This window comes from Nostoc sp. DedQUE05 (assembly GCF_034530955.1).
Classification (GTDB): domain Bacteria; phylum Cyanobacteriota; class Cyanobacteriia; order Cyanobacteriales; family Nostocaceae; genus Nostoc.
This window is the reverse complement of record NZ_JAVRCB010000072.1, coordinates 1-18648: the sequence shown is the minus strand read 5'-3', so window position 1 is coordinate 18648 and position 18648 is coordinate 1. Positions and strand designations below refer to the sequence as shown.

Sequence of the window (18648 nt, the reverse complement as noted above, 5' to 3'; positions counted from 1 at the left end):
ATGAAAAATAATAGAAATGGACAAGCTGCTACACTGTCCAATGATGAATATTCTAAAATCCGCAGACAAATTCTAGATGAAAAGTACAAAATCCTTTTTGGCTTAGGCTGGTATACCGGCGAACGCTGGGGGGCTTTAATTCAACTAAAAGTCTCGGATGTTTACGATCCTAACGGCAATCCATACTCAGAAATCACTTTTAGAGCTACTACTCGAAAGAAAAGTCCAGATGGAAGTAGTGAAACTCGGCAAGTGCCGATCCACGATCTACTGCTTGAGCAGCTAAAGCATTACAAACCTGATAAGGATAGTGTTTGGCTTTTTCCTGGACGAGACTTTTCAAAACCTATGTGCTGGCGCAATGCCTACGATATTCTTACTAGGGCTGTTGAGAAGGCTGGGTTAGCAAGCAAAGGCGTTAGCACTCACAGCACACGGAGAAGTTTTGTGACCAACCTGCACAATAACGGTGTCAGCTTGGCAACGATCAAAAGAATTACTGGTCACAAGGATATGAAGTCTTTAGAGCGCTATATCGATATTGCAGCTGACCAATTGAAAGGCGCGATCGCAACTCTATGAACCCCAACCTCCTATTCCTCCAAATCGAAATCTTCTTCGAGCGCTTGCAGCACGGACATTACGATCATCCTGTGTACTTGGCGATGGCATTGGAGAATCTGACCAATCAGGCATGGGATGAAGTGGATCGGGTCTATCCAAATCTGTGACAAATCACAGCCAGGGCGGATAAGCTGGACTGGGTTGATAACACCTATTCCACTGCATTGGATTTACTTGCACGATCGCACTTTATCCTATTTGTGTGATCGCTTTTTATTGAGAATTGAAGGCTTAATGAAATTCACTCCCAATAAAAAATTTGCTTTTAAGCAAGATACCCACGATAAATAAATGGTTTTACCCCATTATTGGATGGCCCCGGCGCAGCTTCTACTTATTGAGAATCCTTGACACTATTGCTCATTGGCTTTTCTGCTTCGGCGATCGCAAACGCCAAAAACTCAATAGCTGTATCAATTCTGCCGAGATTGAGATCGACTTGGATTATTTTGCAGGCCTCAATTAGACCAATTAGGCGCATTTCATGGGTATCGGGGATTATTTCTTCAAGGTGCTTGAGGGCATCGCCGCCGAGATGTGGGTTGGTCATATTGGGCATTGGGCATTGGGCATTGGGAAAAACTTTACTCCTGGCTTGCATCTGGGTTGTCTTCTTGCCAGTCAAGCTCTAGATCGGCTCGCATCATTTCAAGTATCGCTTGTTCAAGCTTTTCATATAATTCAATTGCTTTTTCCCGTGACGACGCGCTAACAGTCAACTGTACAACTGTTTTGTCTTCGCTTAGGGAAAGACGGAAGTTATTATTTTTTGATCTGGCCATTAGGCATTGGATATTGGGGGAAGAGGGAATGGAGAAATGATACCATTGCCGTGTTACACGGCAATTCAAACTAATCATGGGACGAAATCCTACAACCTGGAAATCAGGTAGCAGCTGGCGCAGTGGCAAGACAACAACGATTCGAGTCCCCGTAGCACTCAAAGACAACATTTCGGTTTACGCTAGGGCTGTTGACTCCAAACTGTTAACTAATGAGTCCGAAAAAATCCCCGTGCTGATAGGGGATTTCTTACAAATAATTGACCGCTACATCGCTTGGAGAAACAAGAATTACCGCTCTACACAGATGAGTGCAAAACCAGACATTAGCGCTCGTACCTGGGACGAGCTGCGGAAGCTTCAGAATTTGCTGCGGGAGTCTCCCGATCTGTTGCGGGACTAAAGCTTTTGCGGCATCGCTGACAAAACCACCTTTGGACTAGGGTGTTGTCAGACAATTTATAGCTACCGTTTTTAAAAATTAGCTTTGTTTGGTGACATCTTGGGCATGGGGGGCGATTCATTCTTCCAGCCTCGGATCAAGTCTTTTATCTCAAATGGTAATTTACCATCTGCGATCGCACTTTCCACAACTCCCCGGCGCTGGATAGCCAGTGGTGATGCTGTACTGCCACCCAAAATATGACAGTGGTGAATTTTTCTCCCGGACATCCAGCAGTAACGGTAATAGTTATGTTTGCTGTTGCCACGTTTAACCCAGTACTTCTCAACCCAATGAGTATGTTCGGGAGCAGGGGAGCAAGGTTCTGACAATATACTGTGTTCGGGAGCAGCTTGTTGTGTATCATGCTCCCGAACAAAAGGGAGGCGATCGCCCCCGATTTTTTCCGAGTCTTCACTGACTAATACAGAAACCTGTGTATTCTGCTCCCGAACACGGGCTGACTCCCACTTCTCCCAAGCAAGCGAGTAATCATCCCGGTTTAAATAGTCGTCTGGCTCTGGTGGCTCGTTGCTATCGTCAAAGAAAATTGTCAGTTGTCCGTTGTCGCTTTTATAAGGTACTTCCCCAAAGTCAGCAGGATTCCATCTGGTTTCTGGATCGGGATGTTCGGGAGCAATTTCTACTTCATCCCAGTAAGGATCGTGAATGGTAGTGCTTTTTTCAAAAGTTGGTGCAACAGCGAATAATGCTAATTGCCCTGGCACATCAGAATTATGTTTCATAATATTTTTGAAGTAATAGAATTGGCGGCCGTTACAGCGGCCGTTTTTTTATACAGATGAATTAACCAGAGGGGAATAATTCATCCCACTCTGTAGAGTTCCCAAACATGGAAAGTAAAAGATTGTAGTTGCGGGGGAACTCCCACCATCGCTCACGCAAACATCGCCGTATAAAACCTTCTGGATTAAGAATTTTATCTAAACCACCACGGAGATTAAACATTAAAAGTCCCAACTTAATCTCATTGGTTGGACGTTCAAGAACTTCTTTTTCAGAAGAGTCAAAATGTATACCGTTCTCAGCCAAAGTCTCTAAGTTGATATCGGAATTAGAATGCTGCTGCTGTATATCACTCGGAACGGCAGGTTTATCATTTGAAGTGGGTGAAGTGTAACTTAAATTATGGTTTTGTAAGTTTTTTTCTCGCTTCTTTCTCGGTGGCTTCAACCATTCGAGGGGTCTTACAAGTAACTTAAATATCTTCCAACTGTACTGTTTAACGACTTGGATAACTCTGTGTTCTACAAGAGTATCAAATATCTTTTTGAGGTAATTATGGGAGTATCCTTTACCTCTTGCTTTAGCTACGGTGGCATTAAATTCTGATAAATCTGGTTCTACTTCTTCAGCTATTACACCCTGTCTCATTAGCCATTGCCAAAGCGATTTGGCAGCAGGGCAAATATGATGTTTGTAGCAGAATGCTTCGTGTTCTTCCGTCCAAGGAAGTGAATTTTTTGATGAATTTTCTGGCATAATACTATTAGCTACTTAGCTAAGTTCTATTAGTTACTTTTCAAGGAGCCACCACGATCGCTAAATCTAACGGTGGCTTTTTGGTTTTTTTCATTCGCCTAAAGACTGTCTAAGATTGCGTCGATCCGGTTTTGAAAATCGGTAATTGCATCGTCTACTGTAGGCAGTGGGCTATCAACGCAAAAACTGATTCTGCCTCTGTAACGAGCAGTGTATCTGTATCCCACGATTTGAGAACGCCAATCGCCACGAGCTAATCTTGATTCTGTGGATTCCATTTCGGGCAGAATCATCGCTCGAAATCCTTTGTAAACATAGTGCATAGTGCTTAGTCCTTAGTCATTAGTCATTCGTGGCGATCGCACTATCTAGCAGGGGTGAAGTCAACGTAAAGGTCATACCCTACATAAAACTGAGAGGCTGCCTCTGGGTTGGTGATTTGGAGTTCAATTCGACCGGCTGGTGTCGCTTTCCAGAAAGCCTCGTTTTCTGCACTGGGCGGGTTGCTAGTTACCGGGGTAAGAATAACTGTGGCTGTCTGGGTTTCGTGGTTGAAAGTATTTTGCTGGCAGGTGAATTTAGCTCTGATCATTGGTTTCCTTATTGGTTGGTCTGTGGGAAAGATTAGGGAAGGCGGATGAAGTTGGTAGCTTGATCCGCCATGTCGTTTACCGAAAGAGAATGTCGAAATGAGTGTCAAAAAATTTGGGTTAGATCCTGATGGTGAGTTGGGATTGAGCGAGGATGATGTTGTCTCTGTTTATGGAAGTTGGTTCGGTTTGAAAGAGAGGATGACTAAGTTAAGTGAAATGATGAGTTTCCTGTCTTCTTGGGGATCTAAGGACATGAGAGATACAAACCCTTGGTTTACTGAAAAAGGGGGCGAGTGCGAGATTTTGCGTACTAAAGGGGGAGGTTGGCAGAAGGGACGATTTCGTATTCGGCTAGAATTTGTCCCTGACGACCCAAAGTCTTTTTTTAAAGATTTCCCTAGAGAAGACGACAAACCGCAGTCACCATTAGCTGACCTTCGATCGCAATTAGACACCCAATAATCACAGATGCGTCGCCTGCTAAAAAGGTAGTAGGCGACATACCCATGAATAAGCCGTCCTTGCCGGAGTAGGCAGGACGGCTTTTATGATGCCTCTTGAAGTTGATGGCTAAATTGAGCTTGAACCGCTTCAAAATTCTGAATACGAGATTCTAGTTGTTCAATTTCGAGTTCAAGGGTTCTAATACTTGCTTTTTTTATTGCTACCTGATCGCGATATTCCTCGATCAGGTTGTCAATAACTCCCCCATCCGCTTCGCTTCCGAATCTGAGGTAACTTGACCCCTGGCAATGCGTTCTATTAACTCGCTGCGGCTGATTCCTAGCAGATTTGCTTTGATATCCAGCATTTCTACACCTTCTGGCGTAAGAGTTACTGTCACATCTTTCTTTTTCATGCCATGAACGGCGGTTTTGGCTTTTCGTCCCATTAATTTCATTACCCATGTGAACCACCTCTATTTTACCCGTGTTAACCTTGCTTGTTTTCCCCATGTAATGCTAGCATTAATTTATCACATGGGTAAACACTTCGATGTTCGCACAAATTAGTAGAGATAGCAGCCTACCGCCATTGAGGCAATGCAAAGACCTGCTAGGGGGAACTGACAACGGACAACTGACAACTGACAACTGTATTCACCCATAAGTCGTAGCGTCGCAGGGTTAGCAGTTAGTAGTACTTAGCCTTCATCCATGCTGAGTGTATTAATGACAACTGTATTCACCCATAAGTCGTAGCGTCGCAGGGTTAGCAGTGCAATTAAAAATCCAGAGCAAAGTACCCTGGATATCCTCAACTTGGTCGGTTCAAAAATAACGTTGAAAGGGAGAACAGCGTGAATGTAACAGAAATCAATTAAAAAGGCGATCGCAGCCAGGTAAGGATTGCGATCGCCGATCAACAATGCTTCGTATTTAATATGTAGGAGATTTTACCAATGTCTAAGCCATTAGGCTACTACACGGCTTATACCCCAGGCGACAACTCACTTTTAGAAACAGTTCAAGAGGAGTACGGCAGCACGTTCGAGAAAATGTCCAAGCGAGAAAAGCTGGTTATCCTGACCGTCTTGGCATCACATATTGGTTGCCAGCTAGACGGAGATGTTCGGGGTGAAATTTTTGCGATCGCAAAAGACATGAGAGATAAGCTCTCACTCTCTGACCAGGCAGGAGTAATGGAAGCGATTGTTTCTCAAGTGCGCTGGGGGCAGAATGCAGAACCTGTACACCACTCCTGAAGCAGCCAAGTTAACCAACATCCCAGAAAGCACGATCCGCAGTTGGTTAACCCGATATCCTTCAGTGTTCCAGTTTGAGATTCATGTCGTCAAGGACGATCACAAGCAAAATCTTTGGACTGAAGCGGGAATTGAACTGTTGCAGAGTCGGCGTGCATCGAAAACTGCAACAGATGACGATGCAGAAATTGATGCAGAATCCGACGCACCCGATTTACTTGAGTCGCTGTTAGAGGAAGATGCACAGCGACTCGCCAACGAATATTGGCGACTGCTACCGGGGCGAACTTTGCAACGCATCAAGCAGATGCGGGACAATCCCACACCAGAACAACGCCAAATAGTGCAACTATCAGTCCGCGCTGCCATCAACGCCGGAACTGAGCATCTACTCTTACCCACATATCAGCCAAGACTCTTAGAGGGAGGAGATGAAACAGACTAAACAGCAACGCACCAGCAAAATTGTCCCGTTCACTGGGGAATTTTACCCAGTTCCCGATCCAGAACCCGCACCAGCCGGGAATAATCTTGCTGCATTCTTAGTCATGCTTGCAGCTGCGTTAGTCGCCGGTTTAAGTATGGGTGCAATCTCCACTTATCAGAGCGCGGATCAAGTGCAGTTACGCGAAATGAAAGCGCAAAGCCAACAGCTTGAGAAGGTCAAAAATCAAGTTTGCAATAGATAGGAGTAAACATGGGAATCCTTGCACGAATTACCAGCGCTGCAAAGTCCAGCAGCAAGAGTAATGAATCGTCCCTCTCCACCGGGGGCCACGGGATTGATAAAAATCAGGTCTTAGCCCCCACAGACCCAACCGTTATCAACCCAGTGAACGCGGGAGCTTGGGAGACTGTCAGATCAGCAGCTATCAACGATACACCCCGGTACTACACCAAATCTGAGGCTGATGCACTTAAAACTTATGCAGCCCAAAAGAAACAAGAAGCGCGTCAGGCTAAACGCGCCTACAAATCGCTCAAAACTCTTGAGCAATCCGATGCACAGGTACACCGTGAGCATCGTAAGTACATCAAGGAAGTTGCTGACAGCGAACTGACCAAAAAACGGTCTGACGCGTCCACTGCAAGGCATTTGCATACGCTACGACCTGAATATGCAAAACTGGGCTTTGGTCTAGATCGCGCTGAAAACAAGGCACAGCAGCGCATTAACGAACTGAAAGCCAAAATCAAGGAAAAATACTAATGGCAAAGGCGGTACACCTGGGGGCTTGGTTCCTTCTGGGCTGTATCGCCTCTAGCTCAGTGGCTTGGCTAGGGGCGCTGCATCCTGCTTTATTCCGTGTGATGTGGGTTGTCTATATTATGTCTTTCGTCGGGTTAGCCGTTGCACTGCTCACTGATGACGCGGTGAGACAGTTTCTCAAGTTATCTGAGCATGATTATTATGCTTTGCTGATTGCGATCGCAGTTTCGATTGTCTTGGGAGGGATGCTGTCATGGTTGATAGGTGGTTAAGAACCAACTGCTTACTAGCTGGTGCAACAGCTTTTTGGTTAACTGCACTTTCTCCAGTTCCCGATATAGCCAAGGGAATTAGCTACAGTTTGGCGCTTGTTGCATCAGTGCAACTTGTCGGTGAGTCGCGGCGGCTAATTGTACAGGATGCCCGACGTGCAGCACTAAGCGCGATGAACCAAGAGCTAGAGCAAACAGAATTTGCACTGCATACCCAGCAGCAAGAGCAAGCGCTTTACGAAAGCTATAGCGATGCACCAACTTACCCCCCGGAAGTCGATCGGGAATTAAAAACCAGCCTGGAACACTTGTACAAAGAGCCGAGCGCGGATCGAACTGAAGAAACTTCCACTTCCGCCAACCAAAAGAAAGTCTTCTATCTGGCGATTAAGTCGCTTTTGGAAGTAAAAGGTAAGACCTATGTTATCGAGCAAATTCTCAGAATGGGGGGCCGTCAGTGGGACGAAGCAGAGCGTCTGTTGCAGCAAATTTTAGAGGAGGGACAGAGGAATGGATGGTAACGAAGTGCTAAGTTTGGCGCTTGTCAAGATGGCATCGTCTCCAGTCAAGGCAGATCGAGATGCGATCGCGCGAATTGAGCGCGAATGCCAAGCGGATATTCTCAAAATTACTACCTCACTAGAGAACTCGCGGATACTTGCCGAGAATTCGCAGATCATAGCCCAATCCCTCAACAGCCATGAACAGGGTAAAGGATTGAAGATATTGGCAACAGGTCTGTTTTGGTCTGGTGTTATTGGTATTGCCACTATGTTTATTAGACCTTCCTATGTCTGGTGTGGCGTGTCACTGGGCTTTATTTCTGGGATTGCTGGCAGAGTTATGGAGCCGTTCAAAAATTGAAAGCGATCGCGGCAGGAGGAGTGCGATCGCAAGTTATTCATCGCTAGAAGTAATTAAGTCAATGTCTGATCCACTCTTCTAAGCCTTTACTGTCGCACGAAACCACTAACTGAAAGCAAGTGAATTTATCCCAATGAGAAGTAGATGAAAACCTACTTCATTTTGGGATGGATTTTTAATGGAAATTTCATGAAAAATATTGAACACGCTCTTAAGGAGGCTAACGGAAGACTCCGTATTTACGGCATCAAAATTGAACAAATTGGCAGCAGGCTTTATTTGCGTGCAACGCTTCCCCCAAAACCTTTGGCATTAAAAAACGGCTGGCATCAACAAAAAATAAATATTACTGTCGCTAACCTCGACGGGGTAAAACTTGCTGAGAAGGAAGGTAAGCTTCTCAGGCTGAGACTCGATACTAAAACCTTTGATTGGAACGATTATTTAAAATCAGAACCACAGAATAGTAAAGTGAAAACTATTGGTGAATTGATTCAAGAATTCGAGAAAGATTATTTTGAGAAAAGGCAACGTAACTTTAAAACAGAAAGTACATGGAAGGTTGAATATCAGACAGTTTTTAAAACACTGCCTCAACACGAAATACTTAATGCTGAAGTACTAAAGCAAGCCATTTTAACAACCACACCAGATACTAGAACCCGGAAACGATTTTGTCTGACACTGCGATTATTAGCTAAATTCGCTGACCTTGATTTTAATCCTAGTTCTTATTCAGGAAGCTATGGCTATAGAAGTAGACAGATCCGTAGTCTGCCGACAGATAAATTAATTCTTGAATGCCATTCAAATTTAGTCGATGCGAAGTGGCAGTGGATATTTGGAATGCTTGCCACTTACGGATTGAGAAATCATGAAGTATTTTTCTTAGATTTAGAGCAGTTACGAGCAGGGAATAAAATTATTACCGTCCTCGCTGGAAAGACTGGTTATAGAAAAATCTGGCCTTTCCATCCAGAGTGGTTTGATTCATTTGGGTTGCAAAATGTCAAAATCCCCGACATCAATTTAAATCGAAGTAATTCTGCAATTGGCAGAACTGTTACTCAAAGGTTTAGACGAAATGACGGTTTACAATTTAGGGTTTACGATCTGCGTCATGCTTGGGCTATTCGCACTCTAGAGTATGGAATTGATATAACACTTGCAGCGCAGCAGATGGGGCACAGTCTGTCAGTTCACAGCAACCTCTACCACGCATGGATCAACGCCGAACATCACCAAAGAGCTTTTGACTTGGCGATAAATAAAAGCGATCGCCCCCTGCCACCAGAACTTATTTGAAAATGATCACACTACTTAGAAATGATTACACCGCAAAAGGTCGTAGAGTTTACTGCATTGTGTACAGAGGAAAACTGAAATCAGTATTGCTGAGTAGTTTTAGGTGGAGACTCGAAAATAAGATGTACTACAAATTTCCATTTGAATATACACGAAAAAACCCTTGGACTAATCCGTTCGGAGATCGGCTTTAGTTTAAATCTGCAAATTTAAACTTGAATCAACTAGCAGCTAGCTTGCTGGATTTTTGCATTGCGATTCTGATGAGACGGTGACTCTTAATCTATTGGTTGCGGGTTCAAATCCCTCGTCACCCACTTCCAACTATCCAAATTTTCTCTCAGTTTTCTCTCACGGGATAAAACCAATCTAACTTATGAGACAGAATTGCAACGGATAGCTGGAATGCAGAAAAATTATATGTCAAACTTATTAATATAATTTTTGGTTATAACTCATTTATAAAATTTGTCTCTGATAATTCCTAAAAACTTGCTAGAAAATTTTTAATATAATTTATACCAAACTTGACTTTTTTAATATTTTGTGGACCAATTTGATTTTATAATAGTGCTGTCTCTGCGTTAGAGTGCTATCACCTATCTTTATAGGTATACACTTTAGTATACAAAAACTGCACACTTTGCATACTTCAATATATTTTAATGCAACTTTTTATGCTTGTTAGGGAGTCTAAAGGAAATGGGACTCCTAATTAATAAGAAGACATAACTGTTAGAAAATAGATTTGTAACAAAACTCTCTACGGAAAACCCCGTCAGCAGGCTAAATTCTATCTCATCCTATGGAGCGCCTTTATCTGACAAAAGGTTCTATCTTTAATGCTTTAATCTTGATGGTTAATAAAGTCTAAACAAGTATAAAGTAACACTGATTAAGTATCTAGATAACTTAAAGTTTGCTGTACCAGGTATCTATTTGCTTGATATTCAACAAAATTAACTAAATCACCATAACCTTCATACAGTAAAGGTTATAGCCCTTTGCATCAGGTGTCATCTATAGAATAAAATACTCCCACTATAGAGCGCACCTGACATAATCAAATCTCTACGTATTTTATCCTCAAATCAAAACCCTAGCAATCAATACTTAGGGTTAAGAGATAAAATTTTAGGGTTTAATCTTTGGTAATGGTGGTAATGGGGCTGGTAAATTTGGAATCAATTTCACTGGCTTAGGTTTAGGGTTTTTCCACTTAAAATCATCTAAACCTTTAAAGCTAAAGTCATCACCGAGATTTTTCTTAGCCATAGTAGAAGTACTTAATAGTAGAACAAATGCACTATAGCAATTTTAGCTATCTTTGACTATTTAGCTACTAGTAAGTTGTAAAGATTGTTTAATTTTGGTGGTTGGGTAGTTTACGTATGTGATACATGATACAAACTACACATTTTAGTTGACAGTTTATTCTTTCACCCCTATACATACCCCAAAAAAAATCCTTGATTTACAATACTTACAGCCTTCAAAAGTGCGATTAATTCCCTCGTTTTTTCAAAAAAATGGCTGTACTAATCGCAACGATTTTTACAGATAATTTTGTACGTATAATATTATATAAGCATTTATACTAAGTTACTATACGCGGATAATTACACATTGAATTAAGCATCTATACGGTTGTGGTGTACTGTTGTTAATGATATATAGATAGATTATGTTAGGCGTAATCTATTTTTCAATACGTCTAATGAAAATTTTCGATTCACTAGTCAAAAACCTTAGTTTTGCATCAGGTCGAAAACAGCAGTTCAATTATATTGACCGTGTACCTCATTTTTTAGCAGTCACTTCTTATTTTGCTCTTTTTGGATTTTCTTTTCATAACTCCGATGCAAGATTGGCTTTTATCAACGTCTGTACAATTCTAATAGCTAGCTATTTAGGAAAATCACAGAATGACAAGCAATAAAAAGTCCCTAGCTAGTTTGACTAACCAGAGACTTAGAAATTAAATTGTTGTTCTCAGATTATCTCAGATAGCTATCGATAGGCAACCTTCCCAAAAAAGGTTGTCTATTCTAATTTTTACTGTGTCAAGTGTCCTCTATAAAGAATAAAACTCCTTACTGTAGAGCGCACCAGACACATCTCACTATTCACGTAATCAAAAATCCCAGAGTCAATGCTCTGGGTATGGTGTTACTTGCAATTATCCTCTAATAACCCAAGTTGCTAGTTATGCGATCGCTGAGTCAAAAAATGCCAAAAAAGCAATAAAATCCCCTCCAGAAGAAAAAAACTATCCATTAGTCACATCTTTCTTTACAATCTTTAAACGTTTGTTTTGTAGGCATCTTAAACACTGAGGTGTGAGGCATACTTCACAACTTGGCTCTTAATATTCTCGCTAAAATTAGGTTTTTATTGAGAATTAACAACATACGAATAAGGGTTGTAAGAAACGCGAGTGAATACTCTCGCAAATGTTGAGAAAGATCCGGGTAATGGATAGCCCACAGGGGGAGAGGTTTGGAGAGGGGTTTTTAGAGCCGTCGAACTCACGTTAATCTATTACTTGTTTACCTTCCCCAGTCAAATCTAAAATTAGCGCGATCGCCTCCGGTAAAGTCACAGCAATCGCACCTTAAAGCTAAAAACCTATGCTTCTAGTTCAACACTGATCGCTAAAACATTAATCTCAAAGTACGCGCAGTAAGCTGGGAATGCTTTCGATCGCTTCTAAATTCTGAATTTCTGCCAAAGCTTGCCTAAAATTGCCTTCGCGTACATCATGGGTGACAACCACAATCTCTGCTAGTTCCCCTTGAAAGCCTGTTTGGACAACTGACTCTAAGCTAACGCCATAGTTACCAAAGCAAGTACCCAATTTACCGATAACTCCGGGTTGGTCATTGGTGAGGAAACGGGCGTAAAATCGAGTTATCAATTCTGCCATCGGCGCAATTTGGCAGTATTCTTGATGCCCACAAGTTAATAATGGATTTGTAACTGCTGTATTAGTTTTGAGGACAGCAACTAAATTCAAAATATCCGAAGTGACAGCACTAGCAGTCGCACCAGCACCAGCACCGGGGCCAAAAAACATTACTTGCCCTATAGGTTCTCCTTCGACAAGAATGGCATTGTAAACGCCGTTGATGCTAGCCAAAGGGTGGGCTTGAGGCACTAAAGTAGGATGAACTCTGACAGAGAGGGAAGATGAGGGAGTATCACGTTTAGCGATCGCTAACAATTTAATCACAAATCCCAATTTTTCGGCGTAGGCAATATCTGTTTTGCTCACTTGCCGAATGCCCTCAGTATAAACATCTTGTAAGTTGATGCGTCCACTAAAGCCTAATGATGCCAGGATGGCAATTTTATCAGCTGCGTCTAAGCCATCCACATCAGCAGTGGGATCAGCCTCAGCATAACCCAAGCGCTGGGCATCAGCTAAGACATCATTAAAGTTGCTGCCTTCTGTTTGCATCCGCGTCAGGATGTAGTTTGTTGTACCGTTAACGATGCCTGTTACAGTATGAATTCGGTTAACACTTAAAGATTGCTTTAAAGGTTGAATCACTGGAATACCACCACCCACGGCGGCTTCTAACATCACGTATACGCCTGCTTGATTGGCAGTTGTGAAAATTTCTGCTCCGAAGCGGGCGATCGCTGCTTTATTGGCTGTGACTACATGCTTACCATTACTTAAAGCTTTGAGAATGAGCGATCGCGCCGGTTCCAATCCACCCATCACCTCGACAACTATATCTACCGCCGGATCGTTGACAATAGATTCTAAATCTGTTGTTATTACTTCCGTAGACAATTCTACTGCACGGGGTTTATCTAGCGATCGGACTCCCACCCGATAAATTTCTATCTCTTGCAACAATGGGTGACGCCCAGCACTATCTTGCAACAACTGCACTGTTCCCGTTCCCACGGTGCCTAATCCCAGTATTCCTAGTTTCACACCCATTTTGCACCCAATTTAACCAATAACAATTGTAGGTAGAGCGTTTGCCCTACCTACTGATTATCCTGCTTCCTTTGTCATTTGTCCTTCGTCCTTTGCTAATGACAAATGACTAATGACTAATGACTAATTTAGTATGTTTCTACGTGCCAGCGATGAGCTTTCTTAAGTTGCTTCTGGTAATCACTCCAGGTTACGCCTTCCTTGGCAGCAGCAGTAGTTAAGGCTGCATCAATACCTTCTTCCATACCTCGCAAACCGCAGATGTAGGTGTGGGTTTTTTCGTTTTTAATCAACTGCCACAATTCATCAGCATGTTCTGCTACGCGGTCTTGGATGTACATTCTACCGCCTTGAGGATTTTTTTGTTCGCGGCTAATGGCAGGAGTGAGGCGGAAGTTATCAGGATATTTTTGTTCGATTTCTTCCAGTTCTTCCTTATATAAAAGGTTTGGAGTTGTCGGCACACCAAATATTAGCCAAGAGAATCCTTTAAATTGGTATTCTGGGTTAGCTGCTCTTTCCGCATCTTTAAACTGACGCCACAGATAAGCTCGCATGGGGGCAATACCTGTTCCGGTTGCCATCATGATGACATTAGCATCAGGATCGTCGGGTAACAACATTTCCTTACCCACGGGCCCTGTAATTTTTACCTCTTCCCCTGGCTTGAGGAAACACAGGTGTGTGGAGCAAACACCGTAGACTGTTTCGCTAGTTTCCGGGTGCTTATATTCTAATTGGCGGACGCACAGTGATACTGTCTTATCATCCACATCATCGCCATGACGAGTTGAGGCGATGGAATAGAGTCTAAGTTTTTCTGGCTTGCCGTTCTTGTCTAATCCTGGTGGAATAATCCCAATACTTTGACCTTCTATATACTTCAAATCCCCGGCGGAAATGTCAAATTTCAGGTGTTGAACAATACCAATACCACCTTCTTTGACTAGTGGTTCATTAGATACTACCTTGCCAATGAACGGAGCATTGGGACGGTAAGTGTTAACAGGAACGTCACCGTGGTCTTTTTTGGCTTTCGCTTGAGTCATGGTGTTGCCTTTCTTGTCCTTGTTCTTGAGCTGTTCTTCAGCTGGTGGTTTAGCAAAACTTTTGGTTTCACTATCAGCTTTTACAGGTGTGGCTTTACCATTCCCTTCACTGTTAGCAGTTTCCCCAGATGTCGCTAACTCGCTGACAACGCTATTAGCATTCCCAAGTGAGGCTTTACCATTAACTGGCTCTAGAGCAGTTACGGGTTGGATGCTAACAATTGTGCCGCCTAGACGAGTGATACGTCGCATTTCTTGATTCATGCGGTTGTAAGGCACTCTGATGAACACACTGCCACTTTTCCGAATTGGGTAGTTAGTTTGATCGGTTTCTTCACTCTGACGCAAACCCACTACTTCATAAAGGAAGATGCGGCTACCTAATTCTGTGTTGGCAGCACCCTCAACAGCACCTTGATTGTACATTCGTTCTACCACTCCGATAATTTACTTAACCGTTTTTCAAAAAAAAACTATTCCCCTACCTTGCCAGCTTTAGTTTACCGGATTTTCGTTTCACAAAACTGGCCCTGAAGGAAAAACGGCATCATTAAATTAATGCCTTGCTAAGTACACTCACCAAAGACATGCAGGTATAGCAAAAACACACCTGTTTACCTTCTAAGGTAAAGGATAAGTCTTGTGGAGAATGTTAATAATGAATCAATTTAATCTTTTTTTCGTTAACTACCACCCCCATCAGGGAGATAGCTTTTTACCTTAGTACCCTACGATCGACTCACAATAGTAGATATTCTCGGAGAGTTACTTCAATCGGTGGAAGCTACCGCTCGAAGTTATCCTCCACAAGCTTCCCTTGTGCTTGCTTACTCCAGGGGTTTAAATCGGAGAATGTCAAGAAAAGAAGGTTTTCTTCCAATTGGTTTTACTTCTCCAAATCTACTACTCTTCTGGAATGTTGTTAGCTATCTTCATCACCTATCTATGAACAATTACATAACTAGGACAACTCCAGCCACAAATATCACGAGATAGACAATCATAATTTCAGCAACTGTAATTAGTTTCACTTGATGTGAAAAATCTGTCAACCTTGCATCAGTACTTTGCCATAACCTCAACGCTTCTATACGAGCATATTCATAAATTTACAGCCAATAATTTGGGTAATGCAAGTTATTTCCTCATTCGTTGGATAGATTTTTGCTTTGAATATATTAAGTATTGTCGAGCAGAAATTACAATTTAGGAACATTAGAAAATTTGCAGCAATTTTGCTGCAATAATAAATTATACCTTATACGCTTGATTCTATAGAGTCACAAGTAGCAGATAGATAAAGGTGCAACACTGATGGGCAGTAACGATCCCCATTTTTAAATTAACAACTAAATTAACAAAAAAATGATTGAGGAACCACGTTAATTCTTCTTGACAGCAATCTTGTATGGGATACCCCCTTCTGTTAAAATCAAATATATCACTAGGATTAAATACTTACCGGCACCAACATTCAGGCTAGTCCGACGAGTAGCAACTTAATTACTTTGTTGTCTACTTGCTTGGTGTCTTATAGATGTGCTAGGTAGCAAGAACGCAGGATAAACCAAAGGGGTAAACTCCTGGCTTCAGAATCTGCTGTGTGAAAAATTATTGACACAACTTTAGTATTTTAGAGGAGATTTATGACAAGTAAGCCGGAACGCGTGGTACTGATTGGAGTAGCCGGAGACTCTGGTTGCGGTAAATCTACGTTTTTGCGTCGTTTGATCGATTTGTTTGGTGAAGAGTTAATGACAGTTATCTGCTTGGATGACTATCATTCCCTAGATCGCAAACAGCGTAAAGAAACGGGGATAACGGCACTAGACCCCAGAGCAAACAATTTTGACCTGATGTATGAGCAAATTAAAGCGCTCAAAAGTGGTCAAGCGATTGATAAGCCGATTTACAACCACGAAACCGGCTTGATCGATCCGCCAGAGCGGATAGAGCCGAATCATATTATAGTTGTTGAAGGGCTGCATCCTTTATATGATGAGCGGGTGCGATCGCTAATCGACTTCAGTGTTTATTTTGACATTAGCGATGAGGTCAAAATTGCCTGGAAAATCCAGCGAGATATGGCTGAACGCGGTCATCGCTACGAAGATGTGTTAGCACAAATTAATTCTCGCAAACCTGACTTTGATAAATTTATCGAACCACAAAGAGAATTTGCTGATGTGGTTCTTCAGGTATTGCCCACAAACTTGATCAAAAATGATACCGAACGTAGAGTCTTACGGGTACGTATGCTCCAGCGGGAAGGTAAGGAAGGCTTCGATCCAACTTACTTATTTGATGAAGGATCAACAATCAATTGGACTCCCTGTGGACGCAAGCTGACCTGTTCTTATCCTGGTATGCAACTGTACTACGGTTCAGATGTTTACTACGGTCGCTATGTCTCAGTACTAGAGGTGGATGGTCAATTTGACAATTTGGAAGAAGTCATTTATATCGAAACCCATCTCAGCAATACATCCACAAAATATCAGGGTGAATTGACTCACTTGTTACTCCAGCACCGCGAGTATCCAGGTTCCAATAATGGAACTGGTTTCTTCCAAGTGCTTACAGGTTTGAAGATGCGTGCTGCTTATGAGCGGTTGACAGCTACAGAAGCAAAGTTAGCGATTCAGGTTTAAAGCAGCAGTGTTTGTGTCAAAGCTTGTGGGGCGCTTTCGGGTGCTCCTTTTTTTGTGTTATTAAATACATTTAAAATGAAAAGTAATTAGCATACATTTATCTTACTTACGGATATTTACCTTATAGTTACTGGTTTTTATCAATATCAAGAAGATACTAACGACTGAAGTATAAATATTGTTATGATTTCAGAAATTAGTAGTTGAACTAAATACTCACATTTAGTCAACGAAAAAACTCTTGATGGAGGAATTTCTTTTGTCTCGTCGATATTTATTTACCTCTGAGTCAGTCACCGAAGGTCATCCAGATAAAATCTGCGATCAGATTTCTGATACTATTCTGGATGCCCTATTGACACAAGATCCGAGCAGTCGTGTCGCCGCTGAAGTCGTAGTTAATACTGGTTTGGTGCTAATCACTGGTGAAATAACCACCAAAGCTAATGTAAATTTCGTCAATCTCGCCCGAAAAAAAATTGCTGAAATTGGTTATACCAATGCTGACAATGGTTTTTCTGCTAACAGTACCAGCGTTCTGCTGGCTTTAGACGAACAATCACCCGATATTGCCCAAGGCGTTAACACCGCCCAAGAAACCCGCGAACAAGATAGTGATGAACAATTCGATAAAATTGGTGCGGGCGATCAAGGTATAATGTTTGGTTTTGCCAGCAACGAAACACCAGAACTGACACCTTTACCCATCAGTCTCGCCCACCGCATTGCTCGCCGATTGGCAGCAGTCCGTAAAACAGGTGAACTGTCATACCTGCGTCCTGACGGCAAAACCCAAGTAACTGTGGTCTACGAAGATGGACGCCCAGTAGGTATTGATACAATTCTAATTTCCACTCAGCATACAGCTAGTATTGGGGAAATTACGGATGAGGCGGCGGTACAAGCCAAAATTAAACAAGACCTCTGGTCAGCAGTGGTTGAACCTGTTTTTGGCGACATTGACGTTAAACCTAATGAGGAAACACGTTTTTTAGTCAACCCCACTGGCAAATTTGTCGTTGGTGGCCCTCAAGGAGACTCTGGTCTGACAGGACGAAAAATAATCGTTGATACCTACGGTGGCTATTCACGACATGGTGGTGGCGCTTTTTCTGGCAAAGACCCCACGAAGGTAGACCGTTCTGCTGCTTATGCGGCTCGTTATGTAGCGAAAAATATTGTCGCTGCTGGGTTAGCAGAAAAAGTTGAAATCCAGCTATCTTATGCTATAGGTGTAGCACGACCTACAAGCATTCTAGTGGATACTTTTGGTACTGGCAAAGTGGATGAAGAAACCTTACTGGAATTAATCAACAAGCACTTTGAACTCCGTCCAGCAGGGATTATCCATACCTTCAACTTACGGAACTTACCAAGTGAACGAGGCGGACGTTTTTATCAGGACGTCGCGGCTTACGGTCATTTTGGGCGGGCTGATTTAGACTTGCCTTGGGAACAGACCGATAAAGCCGAATTGTTGAAGCAAGCAGCAAATGAGTCACTTTCGGCAGTAGTTGCTCAGGCAGTAACTTAGACTTATAGGCTACTACAAAAACTTAGTTTATCTACGTGAGGGTATTGGCAACTTAACAAGTTAGCAATACCCTCATTTTTTGCTAGCCACCTGAATATCCACAAATATAGCAAGGGACTGGGGACTGGGGACTGGGGACTGGGGACTGGGGACTGGGGA

General features: G+C 42.5%; 24 protein-coding genes. 13 read left to right on the top strand and 11 right to left on the bottom strand.

Annotation, left to right across the window (positions count from 1 at the left end; translation table 11 throughout):
- Complete coding sequence (locus RMZ42_RS32960; protein WP_322675376.1) at positions 1 to 582, top strand: site-specific integrase; 582 nt, start codon at positions 1 to 3, stop codon at positions 580 to 582.
- 376 nt (positions 583 to 958) lie between these two features.
- Here the strand turns inward: RMZ42_RS32960 and RMZ42_RS32955 are convergent, their stop codons facing one another.
- Both RMZ42_RS32955 and RMZ42_RS32950 read right to left on the bottom strand, forming a co-directional pair.
- Positions 959 to 1225 carry a hypothetical protein gene (locus RMZ42_RS32955; RefSeq protein WP_322675375.1) on the bottom strand — a complete coding sequence of 89 codons (267 nt, stop codon included), beginning with the start codon at positions 1223 to 1225 and terminating at the stop codon, positions 959 to 961.
- The gene (locus RMZ42_RS32950; RefSeq protein ID WP_322675374.1) at positions 1209 to 1406 is read right to left on the bottom strand and encodes a hypothetical protein; all 198 of its coding nucleotides are present in this window, start codon (positions 1404 to 1406) and stop codon (positions 1209 to 1211) included. Before RMZ42_RS32950 ends, RMZ42_RS32955 begins: the two co-directional genes overlap by 17 nt.
- 76 nt (positions 1407 to 1482) lie before the next feature.
- Here RMZ42_RS32950 and RMZ42_RS32945 point away from each other — a divergent pair, with 76 nt between their 5' ends.
- Positions 1483 to 1809 (top strand): hypothetical protein, encoded by a 327-nt coding sequence (locus tag RMZ42_RS32945; RefSeq protein WP_322675373.1) that lies wholly within the window; start codon positions 1483 to 1485, stop codon positions 1807 to 1809.
- A gap of 71 nt (positions 1810 to 1880) precedes the next feature.
- On the opposite strand, the gene RMZ42_RS32940 is transcribed toward RMZ42_RS32945, so the two are convergent.
- From RMZ42_RS32940 to RMZ42_RS32925, 4 genes are all read right to left on the bottom strand, one after another.
- Positions 1881 to 2594: a hypothetical protein gene (locus RMZ42_RS32940; protein WP_322675372.1), complete on the bottom strand. Its 714-nt coding sequence runs from the start codon at positions 2592 to 2594 to the stop codon at positions 1881 to 1883.
- 61 nt (positions 2595 to 2655) lie between these two features.
- The gene (locus RMZ42_RS32935; protein WP_322675371.1) at positions 2656 to 3351 is read right to left on the bottom strand and encodes a hypothetical protein; all 696 of its coding nucleotides are present in this window, start codon (positions 3349 to 3351) and stop codon (positions 2656 to 2658) included.
- A gap of 98 nt (positions 3352 to 3449) precedes the next feature.
- Positions 3450 to 3674 (bottom strand): hypothetical protein, encoded by a 225-nt coding sequence (locus RMZ42_RS32930; protein WP_322675370.1) that lies wholly within the window; start codon positions 3672 to 3674, stop codon positions 3450 to 3452.
- Between the two features lie 41 nt (positions 3675 to 3715).
- Positions 3716 to 3943, bottom strand: coding sequence for a hypothetical protein (locus RMZ42_RS32925; protein WP_322675086.1), 228 nt, complete (start codon positions 3941 to 3943; stop codon positions 3716 to 3718).
- Between the two features lie 97 nt (positions 3944 to 4040).
- On the opposite strand from RMZ42_RS32925, the gene RMZ42_RS32920 reads away from it, so the two are divergent.
- Entirely contained in the window at positions 4041 to 4406 is a 366-nt protein-coding gene (locus RMZ42_RS32920) for a KGK domain-containing protein (RefSeq protein ID WP_322675369.1), read from the top strand.
- Positions 4407 to 4632: 226 nt separating this feature from the next.
- Here RMZ42_RS32920 and RMZ42_RS32915 read toward each other — a convergent pair whose 3' ends face one another.
- Positions 4633 to 4836, bottom strand: a complete 204-nt coding sequence (locus RMZ42_RS32915) for a ribbon-helix-helix protein, CopG family (protein WP_322675368.1) — start codon at positions 4834 to 4836, stop codon at positions 4633 to 4635.
- Between the two features lie 252 nt (positions 4837 to 5088).
- Positions 5089 to 5313: a hypothetical protein gene (locus tag RMZ42_RS32910; RefSeq protein WP_322675367.1), complete on the bottom strand. Its 225-nt coding sequence runs from the start codon at positions 5311 to 5313 to the stop codon at positions 5089 to 5091.
- Positions 5314 to 5346: 33 nt separating this feature from the next.
- Between RMZ42_RS32910 and RMZ42_RS32905 the strand changes: the two genes are divergently transcribed.
- The 8 genes from RMZ42_RS32905 to RMZ42_RS32870 all read left to right on the top strand — a co-directional run bounded on the left by RMZ42_RS32905 (position 5347) and on the right by RMZ42_RS32870 (position 9300).
- Positions 5347 to 5649 (top strand): hypothetical protein, encoded by a 303-nt coding sequence (locus RMZ42_RS32905; protein WP_322675366.1) that lies wholly within the window; start codon positions 5347 to 5349, stop codon positions 5647 to 5649.
- Positions 5624 to 6094 carry a hypothetical protein gene (locus tag RMZ42_RS32900; protein WP_322675365.1) on the top strand — a complete coding sequence of 157 codons (471 nt, stop codon included), beginning with the start codon at positions 5624 to 5626 and terminating at the stop codon, positions 6092 to 6094. Before RMZ42_RS32905 ends, RMZ42_RS32900 begins: the two co-directional genes overlap by 26 nt.
- On the top strand, positions 6081 to 6338 hold the full coding sequence (locus RMZ42_RS32895) for a hypothetical protein (RefSeq protein ID WP_322675364.1): 258 nt from the start codon (positions 6081 to 6083) through the stop codon (positions 6336 to 6338). Before RMZ42_RS32900 ends, RMZ42_RS32895 begins: the two co-directional genes overlap by 14 nt.
- A gap of 8 nt (positions 6339 to 6346) precedes the next feature.
- Positions 6347 to 6859, top strand: coding sequence for a hypothetical protein (locus tag RMZ42_RS32890; protein ID WP_322675363.1), 513 nt, complete (start codon positions 6347 to 6349; stop codon positions 6857 to 6859).
- Positions 6859 to 7131 carry a hypothetical protein gene (locus RMZ42_RS32885; protein WP_322675362.1) on the top strand — a complete coding sequence of 91 codons (273 nt, stop codon included), beginning with the start codon at positions 6859 to 6861 and terminating at the stop codon, positions 7129 to 7131. The genes RMZ42_RS32890 and RMZ42_RS32885 overlap by 1 nt, the downstream gene beginning before the upstream one ends.
- On the top strand, positions 7113 to 7652 hold the full coding sequence (locus RMZ42_RS32880; protein WP_322675361.1) for a hypothetical protein: 540 nt from the start codon (positions 7113 to 7115) through the stop codon (positions 7650 to 7652). The genes RMZ42_RS32885 and RMZ42_RS32880 overlap by 19 nt, the downstream gene beginning before the upstream one ends.
- Positions 7642 to 7995, top strand: coding sequence for a hypothetical protein (locus RMZ42_RS32875; protein WP_322675360.1), 354 nt, complete (start codon positions 7642 to 7644; stop codon positions 7993 to 7995). The genes RMZ42_RS32880 and RMZ42_RS32875 overlap by 11 nt, the downstream gene beginning before the upstream one ends.
- Positions 7996 to 8139: 144 nt before the next feature.
- Positions 8140 to 9300: a site-specific integrase gene (locus RMZ42_RS32870; RefSeq protein WP_322675359.1), complete on the top strand. Its 1161-nt coding sequence runs from the start codon at positions 8140 to 8142 to the stop codon at positions 9298 to 9300.
- A 1134-nt stretch (positions 9301 to 10434) separates the two neighbouring features.
- Here RMZ42_RS32870 and RMZ42_RS32865 read toward each other — a convergent pair.
- The 3 genes from RMZ42_RS32865 to petH all read right to left on the bottom strand — a co-directional run bounded on the left by RMZ42_RS32865 (position 10435) and on the right by petH (position 14730).
- Positions 10435 to 10575 (bottom strand): hypothetical protein, encoded by a 141-nt coding sequence (locus RMZ42_RS32865; protein WP_322675358.1) that lies wholly within the window; start codon positions 10573 to 10575, stop codon positions 10435 to 10437.
- 1393 nt (positions 10576 to 11968) lie between these two features.
- Positions 11969 to 13255: a homoserine dehydrogenase gene (locus RMZ42_RS32860; RefSeq protein ID WP_322675357.1), complete on the bottom strand. Its 1287-nt coding sequence runs from the start codon at positions 13253 to 13255 to the stop codon at positions 11969 to 11971.
- Positions 13256 to 13383: 128 nt separating this feature from the next.
- Positions 13384 to 14730, bottom strand: a complete 1347-nt coding sequence (gene petH, locus RMZ42_RS32855; RefSeq protein WP_322675399.1) for a ferredoxin--NADP reductase — start codon at positions 14728 to 14730, stop codon at positions 13384 to 13386.
- A 1220-nt stretch (positions 14731 to 15950) separates the two neighbouring features.
- Here petH and RMZ42_RS32850 point away from each other — a divergent pair.
- Positions 15951 to 16955, top strand: coding sequence for a phosphoribulokinase (locus RMZ42_RS32850; RefSeq protein ID WP_322675356.1), 1005 nt, complete (start codon positions 15951 to 15953; stop codon positions 16953 to 16955).
- 259 nt (positions 16956 to 17214) lie between these two features.
- Entirely contained in the window at positions 17215 to 18489 is a 1275-nt protein-coding gene (gene metK, locus RMZ42_RS32845; RefSeq protein WP_322675355.1) for a methionine adenosyltransferase, read from the top strand.
- The last annotated feature ends 159 nt before the right edge of the window (positions 18490 to 18648 follow it).

Bases quoted from the DNA above. Each gene is read 5' to 3' on its own strand.
- RMZ42_RS32960 (WP_322675376.1), top strand. From the start codon at position 1: ATGAAAAATAATAGAAATGGACAAGCTGCTACACTGTCCAATGATGAA.
- RMZ42_RS32955 (WP_322675375.1), bottom strand. From the start codon at position 1,225: ATGCAAGCCAGGAGTAAAGTTTTTCCCAATGCCCAATGCCCAATGCCC.
- RMZ42_RS32950 (WP_322675374.1), bottom strand. From the start codon at position 1,406: ATGGCCAGATCAAAAAATAATAACTTCCGTCTTTCCCTAAGCGAAGAC.
- RMZ42_RS32945 (WP_322675373.1), top strand. From the start codon at position 1,483: ATGGGACGAAATCCTACAACCTGGAAATCAGGTAGCAGCTGGCGCAGT.
- RMZ42_RS32940 (WP_322675372.1), bottom strand. From the start codon at position 2,594: ATGAAACATAATTCTGATGTGCCAGGGCAATTAGCATTATTCGCTGTT.
- RMZ42_RS32935 (WP_322675371.1), bottom strand. From the start codon at position 3,351: ATGCCAGAAAATTCATCAAAAAATTCACTTCCTTGGACGGAAGAACAC.
- RMZ42_RS32930 (WP_322675370.1), bottom strand. From the start codon at position 3,674: ATGCACTATGTTTACAAAGGATTTCGAGCGATGATTCTGCCCGAAATG.
- RMZ42_RS32925 (WP_322675086.1), bottom strand. From the start codon at position 3,943: ATGATCAGAGCTAAATTCACCTGCCAGCAAAATACTTTCAACCACGAA.
- RMZ42_RS32920 (WP_322675369.1), top strand. From the start codon at position 4,041: ATGAGTGTCAAAAAATTTGGGTTAGATCCTGATGGTGAGTTGGGATTG.
- RMZ42_RS32915 (WP_322675368.1), bottom strand. From the start codon at position 4,836: ATGGGACGAAAAGCCAAAACCGCCGTTCATGGCATGAAAAAGAAAGAT.
- RMZ42_RS32905 (WP_322675366.1), top strand. From the start codon at position 5,347: ATGTCTAAGCCATTAGGCTACTACACGGCTTATACCCCAGGCGACAAC.
- RMZ42_RS32900 (WP_322675365.1), top strand. From the start codon at position 5,624: ATGCAGAACCTGTACACCACTCCTGAAGCAGCCAAGTTAACCAACATC.
- RMZ42_RS32895 (WP_322675364.1), top strand. From the start codon at position 6,081: ATGAAACAGACTAAACAGCAACGCACCAGCAAAATTGTCCCGTTCACT.
- RMZ42_RS32890 (WP_322675363.1), top strand. From the start codon at position 6,347: ATGGGAATCCTTGCACGAATTACCAGCGCTGCAAAGTCCAGCAGCAAG.
- RMZ42_RS32885 (WP_322675362.1), top strand. From the start codon at position 6,859: ATGGCAAAGGCGGTACACCTGGGGGCTTGGTTCCTTCTGGGCTGTATC.
- RMZ42_RS32880 (WP_322675361.1), top strand. From the start codon at position 7,113: ATGGTTGATAGGTGGTTAAGAACCAACTGCTTACTAGCTGGTGCAACA.
- RMZ42_RS32875 (WP_322675360.1), top strand. From the start codon at position 7,642: ATGGATGGTAACGAAGTGCTAAGTTTGGCGCTTGTCAAGATGGCATCG.
- RMZ42_RS32870 (WP_322675359.1), top strand. From the start codon at position 8,140: ATGAAAACCTACTTCATTTTGGGATGGATTTTTAATGGAAATTTCATG.
- RMZ42_RS32865 (WP_322675358.1), bottom strand. From the start codon at position 10,575: ATGGCTAAGAAAAATCTCGGTGATGACTTTAGCTTTAAAGGTTTAGAT.
- RMZ42_RS32860 (WP_322675357.1), bottom strand. From the start codon at position 13,255: ATGGGTGTGAAACTAGGAATACTGGGATTAGGCACCGTGGGAACGGGA.
- petH (WP_322675399.1), bottom strand. From the start codon at position 14,730: ATGTACAATCAAGGTGCTGTTGAGGGTGCTGCCAACACAGAATTAGGT.
- RMZ42_RS32850 (WP_322675356.1), top strand. From the start codon at position 15,951: ATGACAAGTAAGCCGGAACGCGTGGTACTGATTGGAGTAGCCGGAGAC.